The sequence below is a fragment of the Streptomyces sp. NPDC057694 genome (assembly GCF_042799415.1).
Lineage (GTDB): Bacteria > Actinomycetota > Actinomycetes > Streptomycetales > Streptomycetaceae > Streptomyces.
Map to the genome: position 1 here is coordinate 1,511 of NZ_JBHVIX010000030.1, position 13,489 is coordinate 14,999.

The window sequence follows — 13,489 nt, forward strand, 5'->3', positions numbered from 1 at the left end:
GAGGGGGTTCGGGGGAGGAGGAGGAGGAAAAAAACACCTCCTAGGGGGGTTTTTGTTTTTTTTTGGGGGGGGGGGGGGGGGGGGGGGGCCGCTTGGTTGTGGGGGCCCCCCGCTCCCCTGGCGTCAGTTGACCTTGATCTCGTTGTAGACCGGGACGCTGAACGGGTTCAGCGCGACGTTGGAGACCTTGTCCGAGTAGCCGGCGCTGCCGTTCTGGTACCAGAGCGGGATGGCCGCCATGTTGTCCCGGACGACCTCCTGGGCCTGCTGGAAGATCTTCACCGCCTGGGCCTGGTCGGACTCGGCGTTGGCCTTGTCCACGAGGGAGTCGAACTCCTTGTTGGACCAGTGGCCGTCGTTGGACGAGGCGTCGGTGTAGTACAGCGGCTGAAGGAAGTTCTGGATGAGCGGGTAGTCCATCTGCCAGCCGGCGCGGAACGGGCCCGTCATCTTCTTGTCGGTGATCTTGTTGCGGAAGTCGGCGAAGGTGCCGGTGGGGCTGCCGACGCACGCCTTGTCGTTGCCGAGGGCGTTGTTGATCGAGTTGCAGACGGCGTCGACCCACTCCTTGTGGCTGCCGGTGTCGGCGTTGTAGCCGATCTGCACCTGGCCGCCGGGGATGCCGCCACCCTCCTTGACCAGCTTCTTGGCCTCGGTGGGGTTGTAGTCGCAGAACTCACCGCACAGCCCCGCCTTGTACCCGCCCTCCTCGCCGAGGACCGGCGAGGTCCAGTCGGTGGCGGGGGTGCGGGTCTTCTGGAAGATCGAGTCGGTGATCTGCTTGCGGTTGATCGCCATCGACAGGCCCTTGCGGACCTTGTCGCTGTCCGCCTTGTTCCAGTCGGAGTCGTAGAACGGGAAGGCGAGCGTCTGGATGATGCCGGCGGGGGTGTTGATGTACCGGCCGTCGAGGTCGCTCTTCACGTTCGCGAGCTGGGCCGCGGGCACGTCGTCGACGAGGTCGAGGTTGCCGGCCGTCAGGTCGGTGTAGGCCGTGTTGTTGTCGGTGTAGACCTTGAGGTCCACGCCCGAGTTCTGGGCCTTGTCGTCGCCCGGGTACTTGTCCCACTTGCGCAGGGACATCTGCGAGCCCTTTTGGTACGACTTCACGGTGTACGGGCCGTTGCCGATGGGCTGCTTGATGTACTCGTCGTGGTTGTCGAAGAACATCTTGGGCAGCGGGGCGAAGGCCGCGTAGCCGAGGGTGTCGGGCCACGTGGAGAACTTCTGGTTCAGCTTGGCCGTGAAGGTGTAGTCGCCGGTGACCTTGAGGCCGGAGAGGGTGTCCGCGCTCTGCGAGCCGGAGTCCGGGTGCACCTTGTCGTAGCCGTCGATCTGCCCGAAGAAGTAGGCGTTCTTCTGGTTGTTCTTCAGGCTCGCGCCGTAGTTCCAGGCGTCGACGAAGGACTTGGCGGTGACCTTCTCGCCGTTGGAGAACGTCCAGCCCTTCTTCACGGTGATCGTGAAGTTCTGCGAGTCGGACGTGTCGATCTTCTCGGCGAGCATGTCCTTGGCCTCGCCGGTCTTCGGGTCGTACCGCTTCAGACCCCGGAAGATCATGTCCAGGACCTTGCCGCCCTGCACCTCGTTGGTGTTGGCGGGCTCCAGCGGGTTCTGCGGGTCCCCCCAGGAGGAGCGCACGATCCCGGAGCCGTCACCGCCGCCACCGCTGTCGCCGCCGCCCCCACCACAGGCCGTCGCCGCGAGGGCTACGGCGACTGCACCAGCCGCCCACTTGGCGTGCGTGGCTCCACGCATGGAGTGCCTCCTCTTTACCGGTCACGTGACACGTACGCCCAAATATCAGGTCATACGGCACATAACGCACTCCGTGTACAGCCAGCCGGTGGACGCCCCCTCTCTCCCGTCGCCCGTATGCCCGCCTCGCGGTGCACACATGGCGAGACACGGGTATCCGCATGTCGGACCGCACGACAGGGTCCTAAAAAAAGGGGGCGCCGCACGGGCCCGTCAGCGCCCACCGGCAACTTCGGCTACTGCCCTGCCGATCGGGGCCCACGCCCATCAGGCGGCCGCAAGCGGTTCACCCTTGGCGGCACGCATCCTGCTTGAGCAGCCAGCTATGGGCCGCGTCCAGGACGGCGTCCTCCTGGCGTGCCGACGGCCGGGGATCCTTGATGACCTCTTCGTCCGGCGGAATCGCCTCGTCATAGATGCGGCCCGTGCGATCCGCGTCCTTGACCTCGGTGAGGATGAGCATGGCTCCGTCGGAGAGACGGTGCGCGTCGTTCCCTGTGGGAAGGCCGTTCGTCGGTTCCCCGAAGAATCGCGTGTCCTGCCGTCCGCGAAAGGCCACCGCGACCGCCTCACCGGCACTGGCCGTCCGCTTGCCGGTGAGCACGGCCACCGGCAGTCTGCCGTCGCCCAGGGGGCGGGTGGCGGCGCCGCCCTGCGCTGTGCCGTCCAGGAACGGAACGCCGTCCTTGATCTTCCATGTGGACCTTTTGCCGTCCGCATCGACGAACATGCCCACCGTGCCGTCACCCAGGATCGGCGCCGCGACGGCGAGCACCGGCCACATGCCGCCACCGCTCTCCGGCCTCAGATCGACCACCCAGCCGCAGGCCCCCGCACCGTTCGCCTTCGACACGGCGTCCCTGCCCTGCCGCATGTAGGCGTCGTACGTCTTCGACGAACCGCTCACCCCGGGCAGGGAGACGTATCCGACGCCGTTCTTCAGCGGGCGGCCCTCCAGCCCGTCGAAGGAGGACGCCGGTGCGCCCATGGCCTCCTTGGCCCGAGCCGGGTCCCAGAAGGTGCTGTGCCGGTCCCCCAGAGCTCCCAGCGCCGACTCGATCGCCCTGTAGGTGTCCGCGGGCTTCCGCGCCCCGCGAGCCTGCGCGAACGCTTTGCCGCGGAGGTCGGACCAGTCGACCTGACGGCGGAGCAAGGAGCGCTTCTCCATGATGCTCAGCGCCTTCGACAGGTACGTCCGTGCCGCGGGGGTCATGTCGTCGGCCGAGTCCTGTGCGCCACTCGTGCATCCCGTCGCCGCGAGGACAACCCCGGCCAGCACCGCACACATCGGCGCACTCCGGGAACGTCCCCGCCCCAGCCGTCCCCGGTGTCCCGCCACAGCAGGCAACACTAGCGTTGTGTGATCATCCGCTGAAGGGGCGCGGCACTTCGCGGTTGACGTCCGCGAGGCCCTCGGGTTTGCTGCTCCGATGCCTGATCTTCGTATCCAGCAGCCGGACAGCGACGCCACCCTCAGAGACTGGCAGCACGTCCACAACGTGGTCATCCCCACCCACGCGCTGTCCCTGGACGACGTACGGGAACGCTCCCGGCGCAACCACCTCCAGGTCGCCTACCGGGGTGACGATCTCGTGGGCTGCAGCACGGTCCGCCCGCCCACGGACGAGACGCTGACGGCTACCGTCATCGCCCGCGTGCTCGCCCCTCACCGCAGGCGAGGGTTCGGCGAGGAGCTCTACGTCCACGGGCTCGACCATGCCCGCGAGCTGGGAGCCGAAGTGATCGAGACCGTGATCCTGTCCTCGAACCAGGACGGACTTCGATTCGCCCTGAAGCACGGCTTCGTGGAGACCGAGCAATATCTGCTGCCCGGGGAGACGATCCCCTGGATCGATCTCCGGCTCTCCTGACCGGGACCGGCAGCAATGGCCCTCAGCCGACGTCTGCCGACGTCTTGTCGGGTGTGGGCGCCGTGAGGTCCGGGTTCTGGCCCGAGCGGTTCAGCGCCTGTGCCACGAAGCCCGATGCCGTCAGTTCGGCCACCGTCTCGCGCAGGAAGCGGACCGTCGGCTCGGCGCGGTCCCGGGTCGTGCCGACGGCCTGCCGGATGGTCATGAACGCCGGTTCCAGCAAGCGGAGTTCGGGGCGGGCTGTGACGTGGGCGGTCAGCGGCTGGCGGATGCCCGCGGCGACCTCCAGCTTCTCGGCGTGGAAGGCGTCCACGCCGTCGCTGCCCCGCACCACGGTCGCCTCGCTCAGGGTCCGCGTCAGGAACAGGTCGTAGGCGGAGCCCTGCTTGACCCCGACACGCACTCCGGCGCGGTCCACGTCGGCGGCCGTGCGCAGCGCGGAGTCGGCCGGGACCGCGTACACGCCCTCGATGTGCACGTACGGCGCGGTGAAGGCCACCTCCGCCTCGCGCGCCGGATCGACGGCGAGGAAGCACAGGTCCGCGGCGCCGGTGGCCATCGCCTCGTAGGACTTGCGGGCGGCGTCGAAGCACTGGAACTCCACCGGAACCCCGAGCCGCGCCGCGATCTCGCGGGCCAGGTCGACGGTGACCCCGGCGGGCGCGTCGGGACTGCCCTGCGCGAGGACCGGGTTGCCGAGGTTGACGGAGGCACGGAGCGTGCCGGTGGGGGCGAGGTCGCGGGCGACGGCGGTGATCGTCATACGGCGAGACTAAGAAGGGCTGCGATGCCGCACAAGGCAGAACGGATGGCCCGCCGGATCTGCGAACACCCGCCAAGTCCGGCCCCCGGTCTCCGCGTCGAGGAGGGTCGCTCCCTCGCGCACAACCTCGGTCTGCGCCTCGTCCAGGTCGCTCACCTGGACGTCCAGGTGGAAGTGGGGCGGGCGCGCCGGGTCCGGCCAGGACGGGGGCGTGTACGGGGTCACTCGCTGGAAGCACAGGACGCGGGTCGCGTCGATGTGCAGCGTCGCCCAGTCGGCGCCGCACGCCCAGCGGCCGTCGGGACGGTCGACCTCGCCGCCGAACAGCGCCCGGTAGAAGGTCGCGAGGCGGTGCGGGTCGGGGCAGTCGAGGACCGTGCACTGGAGGGTGCCGACGGGCATGAGTGGAGCTCCTTCTTCTGTCCGGTACGGAGAAGAGCCGGTCACCGGGGCGGACCCCGGTGACCGGCTCTCACGGAACAGCACGGCTCACGCCGCGTGGACCACGTCCTTCTCCTCCGCGAAGTGACACGCCGACTCGTGGGCGACCGGGGAGGCCGAGCCCGCGAACCGCTCGGGGATCGCCAGGAGCGGGACCTCCTCGGCGCACTTGTCCTGCGCCTTCCAGCAACGGGTGCGGAAGCGGCAGCCCGACGGCGGGTTGGCCGGCGACGGCACGTCTCCCGTGAGGATGATGCGCTCGCGGCCCTCACGCGCGTCCGGGTCCGGCACGGGCACCGCGGACAGCAGCGCCTGCGTGTACGGGTGCGTCGGGTGGTCGTAGATCTGCGTGTCCGTGCCGATCTCGGCCATCTTGCCGAGGTACATGACCCCGACCCGGTCCGAGATGTGCCGGACGATCGACAGGTCGTGCGCGATGAAGATGTAGGAGAGGTTGAACTCGTCCTGCAGCTTCTCCATCAGGTTGATGACCTGGGCCTGGACGGAGACGTCCAGGGCGGAGACCGGCTCGTCGCAGATGATGATCTCGGGGTTGAGGGCCAGGCCGCGGGCGATGCCGATGCGCTGGCGCTGACCGCCGGAGAACTGGTGCGGGTAGCGGTTGATGTACTCCGGGTTGAGGCCCACCACGTCCAGGAGGTCCTGGACCTTGCGGCGGCGGTCGCCCTTCGGCGCCACCTCCGGGTGGATCTCGAACGTCTCCCCGATGATGTCGCCGACCGTCATGCGCGGGTTCAGCGAGGTGTACGGGTCCTGGAACACCATCTGGATGTTGCGGCGGACGGCCTTCAGGGCGCGGCCGGACAGCTTGGTGATGTCCTGGCCCTTGTAGAAGACCTCGCCGGCCGTCGCCGTCTCCAGCGTCATCAGGAGCTTGGCGACCGTGGACTTGCCGCAGCCGGACTCGCCCACGATGCCCAGGGTCTCGCCCTGGTACAGGTCGAAGGAGACGCCGTCGACGGCCTTGACCGCGCCGATCTGCTTCTTGAAGAGGATGCCCTGCGTCAGCGGGAAGTGCTTCTTCAGGTTGCGCACCTGGAGAATCGGCTCGCCGTGCTCGACGGTCTTGTCGAGCGCCGCGACCGCCGCGTCCTCGCTGGCCGCGTCGACGACCTCGACGTCCGTGACGTTCGGGGTGGCGTCCACGGCTGCGTTCTCGGCGTTGTCCTTGCTCATGTCAGCCATGGAGCGTCTCCTTCCAGAAGTGGCAGGCGCTGCGCCGACCGGGCAGCGCGCCGCCGTCCCGCTCCGTCACCTCGACGAGCGTCGGGACGTCGGTGCGGCAGATGTCCTGTGCCTTGGGGCAGCGCGGGTTGAACGCGCAACCCGACGGCACCTTCAGGAGGTTGGGCGGCAGGCCCTGGATCGCGTAGAGCTCCTGGCCCTTCTGGTCCAGGCGCGGGATCGAGTCCAGGAGGCCACGGGTGTACGGGTGCGCGGGGCGCTTGTACAGCTCGTGGACCGGGGCCTGCTCGACGATGCGGCCCGCGTACATCACGGCGATCTTGTCGGCGACGTCCGCGACCACGCCCAGGTCGTGCGTGATGAGGATCAGGCCCATGTTGTACTCGCGCTGCAACTCCGCGAGCAGGTCCATGACCTGGGCCTGGACCGTCACGTCGAGCGCCGTGGTGGGCTCGTCCGCGATGATCAGGTCGGGCTCCAGGGCGAGCGCCATGGCGATCATGATGCGCTGGCGCATACCGCCGGAGAACTGGTGCGGGTAGTCGTTGACCCGCTCCCTGGCAGCGGGGATGCGCACCCGGTCCATCAGCTCGATGGACTTCGCCTTGGCGTCCTTCTTGCTCAGGCCCTGGTGGACCCGGAACATCTCGCCGAGCTGGTAGCCGACGGTCAGCACCGGGTTGAGGGACGAGAGCGCGTCCTGGAAGATCATGGCGATCTTCGCGCCGCGCACCTTGCGTCGCTCGTCGGCGGACATCTTCAGCATGTCCTGGCCGCGGTACAGGATCTCGCCCTGCGGGATCTTGCCGGGCGGCATGTCCAGGATGCCCATGATCGCCTGCGCGGTCACGGACTTGCCGGAGCCGGACTCGCCGAGGACGGCGAGCGTCTCGCCGGACTGCACGCTGTAGTTGACGCCGTTGACGGCACGGACGATGCCGTCGCGGGTGTGGAACTCGACGTGCAGGTCGCGGACTTCGAGCAGCGGAGCGTCGTCGCTGCCACGCGGGGTCGGGACCAGTGAGGGGTTGTCGATGATGGTCACGTACGCCTCCCTCAGCGCATCTTCGGGTCGAGGGCGTTGCGGACCGCTTCGCCGAGCATGATGAACGACAGGACGGCGATGCTGAGCAGGATCGACGGGAACACGATGATGTGCTGCGCCACGCGGATCGAGTTGCCGCCCGCCGAGATGTCGGCACCCCACGAGACGCCGCTGGTGAGGCCGAGTCCGAGGAAGGACAGGGTGGCCTCGGCGGCGATGTAGACACCGAGCGAGATCGTCGCGACGACGATCACCGGGGCGATCGCGTTCGGGAGGATGTGCTTGAAGAGGATGCGCTTGGTGCCCGCGCCCAGTGCTCTGGCCGCCAGCACGTAGTCCGCCTGCTTCACCGTGATCACGGAACCGCGCATGACGCGCGCCGTCTGCGTCCAGCCGAGGAAGGCCAGGGCGCCGATGACGACGAGGATGGTGCGCTCCTGGAAGGCGTTCAGCATGACCATCGCGCCGAGCAGGAAGGGGATTCCCATGAACATGTCGGTGAGGCGCGACAGGAGCGCGTCCATCCAGCCGCCGAAGTAACCGGCGAGCAGGCCGACGAGACCGCCGAAGACCGTGACCGCGACCGTGGTGCCGAGGCCGACCATGACGGAGGCCCGGGTGCCGTAGATCATGCGGGCGTACACGCTCTGGCCCTGGGCGTCGTAGCCGAGCCAGCCCTCGGAGAACACCTTGCCGAGCTGCGGCTTGGCCAGGTAGTGGCCGGCCAGGTCACGGGCGTCCGGGTCCACCGAGGTGAACAGTCCGGGGAAGGCGGATATCACCAGGAGCAGCAGGATCAGCACGGCCGAGACCATGAAGATCCAGTTGGTGCGCAGGTCGCGCCACGCGTCGCTCCACAGGCTGCGCGACTTCTCGCGCTTCTCCACCTTCACCTGGGGCTCGGGCAGCTGGCCGCCTGCGGCGGCCTCGGCCGGTGCGGCCGCGGACTTGGTCAGATCAGACATAGCGAATCCTCGGGTCCAGGACCGCGTAGAGCAGGTCGACGATCAGGCTGGTGACGAGATAGACGAGGACCAGGATGGTCACCAGTCCGACCAGCGTGGTCCCTTCCCGGCGCTGCAGCGCTTCGTAAATGGTGCCACCGACACCCTTGATGTTGAACAGGCCCTCCGTCACGACGGCACCGCCCATGAGGGCACCGAGGTCGGTGCCGAGGAAGGTGACGACGGGGATGAGCGAGTTGCGCATCAGGTGGACGCCGATGACGCGCTGCCTGGGCAGGCCCTTGGCGATCGCGGTACGCATGTAGTCGGAGCGGAGGTTCTCCGCCACCGAGGTACGGGTCAGGCGCGCCACGTACGCGAGCGAGGCCGCCGCCAGCACGATGGCCGGGGTCAGCAACTGGCCCCAGTTCGTCGAGTCGTTGACGTTCGGCGCCATCCAGCCGAGCTGGAACGCGAAGACCGTCTTGGCGATGAACCCGAGCACGAACACGGGCACCGAGATCAGCAGCAGCGTCAGGAACAGCACGACCGTGTCGGCCAGCCGTCCGGCCCGCATGCCCGCGATGACACCGAGGACGATACCGAGCACCGCTTCGATGGCGAAGGCCAGCGCCGCGAGCCGGAGGGTCACCGGGAACGCGTCGCCGAGGACGTCGGTCACCGGGCGCCCGGAAGCGATCTGGGTGCCGAAGTCGAAGTGCAGGATCATGTCCCGCATGTAGTGCCAGTACTGGACCAGCACGGGCTGGTCCAGCCCGTATTCATGGCGCAGCGACGCGATGACCTGCGGGCTGCCCGCCTTGTCGCCGAAGAGACCACGGACCGGGTCACCGGGCAGTGCGTACACCATGAGAAAAATGAGCAGAGTCGTCCCGATGAACACCGGGATCATCTGGAGCAGTCGTCGTGCGACGTAGCGCCCCATCATGCCTCCATGTCAATCGCAGCAGGGGCCCTTTTCGCCGTACGCACACCGAACTCACGGTGCGTACGGTGAAAAAGGCCCCCCGGCCAGTCCGGCCCGCTTCGCACCGCTGCCCCCAGGTGTGCCGGGGGCAGCGGATGCGCGCGCTGTCAGCGGTTACTACTTGTGGACCTGGACGCCGTCCAGGATCGGGTCGCCGTCCTGCGCGTACTTGACGCCGGAGACCCGCTCCGAGTAGCCCGCGTTGACCTTGTAGTACCAGAGCGGGATGGTCGGCATGTAGTTGACCAGCTGCTTCTCGACTTCCTGGTACTTCTTCTCGGACTCCTCCAGCGTCGCGGCGCTGTCGGCGTCGGAGATCAGCTCGTCGACCTTCTTGTTGCTGAACCCACCCTGGTTACCGTCGGACTTGGTGCCGAACAGGTCACGGATGAAGTTGGCGTTGAAGGGGTAGTCGAGCACCCAGCCGGAGCGGTACAGCGACTTGACCTCGTGGGCGTCACGCGCGTTGGTGTCCGCCTGGAAGTCGGCCTTCGAGTCGCCGACGCAGGTCACGCCGACAGCCTTCTTGATGGAGCCGCAGACGGCGTCCACCCACTCCTTGTGACCACCGTCCGCGTTGTACTGGATGGAGATCTTGTTGCCCGGGACGCCGCCACCCTCCTTGATGAGGGCCTTGGCCTTCGCCGGGTCGTACTTGGTGACGTCGCCCGCGGCGTCCGGCTGGTAGCCGAGCACGCCCTTGGCGACCCAGCCGGTGGCCGGCTCACGGGTGCCCTGGAGGACCGTCTTGGTGATGGTGTCGCGGTCGATGGCCATCGACAGGCCCTGGATGACCTTGGGGTCGATGTCCTTCCACTGCTTGGTGTAGTAGGCCACGGCTATGGTCTGGATCGCCGAGTAGGACTGGTCGACGGCACGGTCGCCCAGGTCCTGCTTGTAGACCGGGAGGTCACGCGGGGCGAGCTGACGCAGGACGTCGACGTTGCCCGACTTCAGGTCGTCGTAGGCGGTTTCCAGGTTGGTGTAGTTCTTGAACGTCACACCACCGTTCTTCGCCTTGTTCGGGCCGGTGTAGCCGTCGAACTTGGTGACCTTGATCTCCTTCTTGTGCTGCCAGGAGACGAACTTGTAGGGGCCGTTGCCGACCGGCTTCTGACCGGCCGCCTTCGGGTCCTTGTAGAACGACTCGGGGAGCGGCGAGAAGACCTCGTAGCCGAGCTTGTAGACGAAGTACGGCATCGCCTTCGACAGCTCGATGGTGAAGGTGTTGTCGTCGACGACCTTCAGGCCGGACATCGAGTCGGCCTTCGCCTTGCCCTTGGCCGGCGCGACGTCGTCGTAGCCCTTGATGTCCGAGAACCAGAAGCTGTTGGTCTGCTTGTTCTCGGGCTTGGCGGCCCAGTTCCACGCCTTGACGTAGGACTCGGCGGTCACCGGGGTGCCGTCGTGGAACTTCCAGCCCTGCTTCAGCTTGACCGTGAAGGTCTTGTTGTCCTTGGTGTCCACCGACTGGGCGTTCACCATGGTGATGTTGCCCTTGGCGTCGTAGTCCACCAGCTGCGAGAACAGCGTGCTGAGAACGATGCTGCCGTTGGACTCCATGGTGTTGGCGGGCTGCAGAGGGTTCTGCGGCTCGCCCGTCTCGACGGAGAACGTGCCGTTCGGGTCGACGGCGCCCGCGCTTCCCTTGTCGCCGTCGTTGTCGCTGCCACCGCACGCGGTCGCGGCCAGAGCGATGATCGCCGCGCCCGCCACCCACTTGGCGCTCTTGGCACCACGCATGGGGTTCCTCCTCATGAGTCCACTTGTTCATCAGAAGGGGCACGCAAGACATGACGTCGCCACCCCTGACGACGCGCATGAAGTGCCCCAGTGTGCTCGTGAGTCGGCGCTCCCCACAGCGCGTGACCCATTGACCCGAGCTCTATGCGCTCAACTATTAGCCACCGGGACGGTCGCGACCACCGTCTTGAGGTCTCGGTTCGATCACACCTGTCACGTACATCTCCTAAAATACGGACAAACTGATCCTAGATAGAGCACCGCGAAACGGACTTGTTACATATCTATCGACCGAAGGTCTCCGCATAGCGGACAGAGCGCAGCTATTAATGGCTTGCGCCGGAAACGGACTTGGCACTCGCCGGTCACGCATCGCGAACGGTGCCTCTACCCCGCGTGAACGCGCCACTCTCACCGCGCGTAGACAGACGGCAGATTAGCGGGAAGGCGTCGGCCGCGGGAGTGCTTCCCGCCGACGCGTCCAACAGGCGCGCCGTAGACCGTACTTGCCCGGCTCCCCGCGGACAAAGACCGAGGGCCGGCCTCCCGAAGCGGGAGACCGGCCCTCAGAGCCGCCGAAGCGTCAGTTTCAGCCGTGCTTGGCGCGCGAGGCCGAGCGGCCGCGCTCCTTCTGGTCCAGGACGACCTTGCGGATGCGGACGGCCTCCGGGGTCACCTCGACGCACTCGTCGTCGCGGCAGAACTCCAGGGACTGCTCCAGGGAGAGCTTGCGCGGCGGGACGATCGCCTCGAAGGAGTCGGCGGAGGCGGAGCGCATGTTGGTGAGCTTCTTCTCCTTGGTGATGTTCACGTCCATGTCGTCGGCGCGCGAGTTCTCGCCGACGATCATGCCCTCGTACACCTCGGTGCCGGGGTCGGTGAACAGCACGCCGCGCTCCTGGAGGTTCGTCATCGCGAACCCGGTGACGGCGCCGGCGCGGTCCGCGACGAGCGAGCCGTTGTTACGGGTCGTCAGCGTGCCGAACCAGGGCTCGTGGCCCTCGTGGATGGAGTGGGCGATACCCGTACCTCGGGTGTTCGTCAGGAACTCCGTACGGAAGCCGATGAGGCCGCGGGACGGGACCACGAACTCCATGCGGACCCAGCCGGAGCCGTGGTTCGACATGTTGTCCATGCGGCCCTTGCGGACGCCCATGAGCTGCGTGACGGCGCCCATGTGCTCCTCGGGGACGTCGACCGTGAGGCGCTCGACGGGCTCGTGCGTCTTGCCGTCGACCTCCTTGGTGACGACCTGCGGCTTGCCGATGGTCAGCTCGAAGCCCTCGCGGCGCATCTGCTCGACCAGGATGGCGAGCGCGAGCTCACCGCGGCCCTGGACCTCCCAGGCGTCGGGACGCTCGGTGTCGAGGACACGCAGCGACACGTTACCGATCAGCTCGCGGTCCAGACGGTCCTTGACCTGGCGGGCGGTGACCTTGCGGTCCTTGACCGCGGACTTCGCCTGCGCGCCCTTGCCGGTGCCACCGCGGCCGACGAGCGGCGAGGTGTTCGTACCGATGGTCATGGAGATGGCCGGCTGGTCGACCGTGATCAGCGGCAGCGCGATCGGGTTCTCCGGGTCGGCCAGGGTCTCGCCGATCATGATGTCGGGGATACCGGCGACGGCGCAGATGTCGCCGGGACCGGCGACCTCGGCGGGCTTGCGGGTGAGCGCCTCGGTCATCAGCAGCTCGGTGATGCGGACGTTCGAGATCGACCCGTCACGCTTGATCCACGCGACCGTCTGGCCCTTGCGCAGCTCGCCCTGCTCGACACGGAGCAGCGCGATGCGGCCGAGGAAGTTGTCGGCGTCCAGGTTCGTGACGTGCGCCTGGAGCGGGGCCGACTCGTCGTACGTCGGGGCCGGGACGGACTCCAGGATCGTGGAGAAGAACGGCTCCAGGTTGGTGGAGTCCGCGGGGACCGTGCCGTCGGCCGGCTTGGTCAGCGACGCGATGCCGTCACGGCCACACGCGTAGACGATCGGGAACTCGATCTGCTCCTCGTCCGCGTCCAGGTCGAGGAAGAGGTCGTACGTCTCGTTGACGACCTCGTCGATCCGCGAGTCGGGGCGGTCCGTCTTGTTGATGCACAGGATGACGGGGAGGCGCTGCTGGAGCGCCTTGCGCAGCACGAAGCGGGTCTGCGGCAGCGGGCCCTCGGAGGCGTCCACGAGCAGGACCACCGCGTCGACCATCGACAGACCGCGCTCGACCTCGCCACCGAAGTCGGCGTGGCCCGGGGTGTCGATGATGTTGATCGTGATGACGTCGCCGCCATCCTTCGGGTGGTACTTGACCGCCGTGTTCTTGGCGAGGATCGTGATGCCCTTCTCACGCTCCAGGTCATTCGAGTCCATCATGCGATCGTCGAGGGACTCGGCGGCGTGAGCTGCGAACGAGCCGGCCTGCTTGAGCATGGCGTCGACGATGGTCGTCTTGCCGTGGTCGACGTGGGCGACGATGGCGACGTTTCGGATGTCGTGGCGCGTGGCCATATTGCGGCGTACTCCCGGAGTGAGTGGACGGCTGCGCGTACATCAGTGATACGCGCGCCCTGCCGGGCTGGACACGCCACGGCCTCACCCCATCGTACGTGGCTCGACGGGTAGGGGGCTTGCGGGGGCTCGGTGAGGTGTGGGGGGCGAGCCCTGTGGTGAGGAAAAACAGCAGGTCAACGGGTTAGAACGAACCTTGCCCCGCGGGCGGACCCGGGGGCAAGGGACTTGAG

Annotated in this window: 11 protein-coding genes; 1 reads left to right on the forward strand and 10 read right to left on the reverse strand. The window is 67.4% G+C overall.

Going from position 1 to position 13,489, the window contains the following annotated elements:
• Nucleotides 1–123: 123 nt before the first annotated feature.
• Nucleotides 124–1,758 (reverse strand): ABC transporter substrate-binding protein, encoded by a 1,635-nt coding sequence (locus ACFVDP_RS38280; protein ID WP_383500483.1) that lies wholly within the window; start codon nt 1,756–1,758, stop codon nt 124–126.
• 286 nt (nt 1,759–2,044) lie between these two features.
• Nucleotides 2,045–2,971 (reverse strand): S41 family peptidase, encoded by a 927-nt coding sequence (locus ACFVDP_RS38285; protein ID WP_383500486.1) that lies wholly within the window; start codon nt 2,969–2,971, stop codon nt 2,045–2,047.
• Between the two features lie 217 nt (nt 2,972–3,188).
• On the opposite strand from ACFVDP_RS38285, the gene ACFVDP_RS38290 reads away from it, so the two are divergent.
• Nucleotides 3,189–3,629: a GNAT family N-acetyltransferase gene (locus tag ACFVDP_RS38290; protein ID WP_383500489.1), complete on the forward strand. Its 441-nt coding sequence runs from the start codon at nt 3,189–3,191 to the stop codon at nt 3,627–3,629.
• Nucleotides 3,630–3,651: 22 nt separating this feature from the next.
• Here ACFVDP_RS38290 and ACFVDP_RS38295 read toward each other — a convergent pair whose 3' ends face one another.
• From ACFVDP_RS38295 to typA, 8 genes are all read right to left on the reverse strand, one after another.
• Nucleotides 3,652–4,392: a transporter substrate-binding domain-containing protein gene (locus ACFVDP_RS38295; protein ID WP_383500492.1), complete on the reverse strand. Its 741-nt coding sequence runs from the start codon at nt 4,390–4,392 to the stop codon at nt 3,652–3,654.
• 9 nt (nt 4,393–4,401) lie between these two features.
• The gene (locus ACFVDP_RS38300; protein WP_383500496.1) at nt 4,402–4,794 is read right to left on the reverse strand and encodes a VOC family protein; all 393 of its coding nucleotides are present in this window, start codon (nt 4,792–4,794) and stop codon (nt 4,402–4,404) included.
• Nucleotides 4,795–4,881: 87 nt separating this feature from the next.
• Complete coding sequence (locus tag ACFVDP_RS38305) at nt 4,882–6,030, reverse strand: ABC transporter ATP-binding protein (protein ID WP_383500745.1); 1,149 nt, start codon at nt 6,028–6,030, stop codon at nt 4,882–4,884.
• Nucleotide 6,031: 1 nt separating this feature from the next.
• Nucleotides 6,032–7,084 carry an ABC transporter ATP-binding protein gene (locus ACFVDP_RS38310; protein ID WP_383500499.1) on the reverse strand — a complete coding sequence of 351 codons (1,053 nt, stop codon included), beginning with the start codon at nt 7,082–7,084 and terminating at the stop codon, nt 6,032–6,034.
• Between the two features lie 11 nt (nt 7,085–7,095).
• Nucleotides 7,096–8,049, reverse strand: coding sequence for an ABC transporter permease (locus ACFVDP_RS38315; RefSeq protein WP_383500502.1), 954 nt, complete (start codon nt 8,047–8,049; stop codon nt 7,096–7,098).
• A complete protein-coding gene (locus ACFVDP_RS38320) occupies nt 8,042–8,974 on the reverse strand; it encodes an ABC transporter permease (protein WP_383500748.1) in 933 nt (310 codons plus the stop codon). The genes ACFVDP_RS38315 and ACFVDP_RS38320 overlap by 8 nt, the downstream gene beginning before the upstream one ends.
• A 159-nt stretch (nt 8,975–9,133) precedes the next feature.
• Nucleotides 9,134–10,759: an ABC transporter substrate-binding protein gene (locus ACFVDP_RS38325; RefSeq protein WP_383500505.1), complete on the reverse strand. Its 1,626-nt coding sequence runs from the start codon at nt 10,757–10,759 to the stop codon at nt 9,134–9,136.
• A gap of 589 nt (nt 10,760–11,348) precedes the next feature.
• Nucleotides 11,349–13,256, reverse strand: coding sequence for a translational GTPase TypA (gene typA / locus ACFVDP_RS38330; protein WP_383500508.1), 1,908 nt, complete (start codon nt 13,254–13,256; stop codon nt 11,349–11,351).
• Nucleotides 13,257–13,489: the final 233 nt, after the last annotated feature.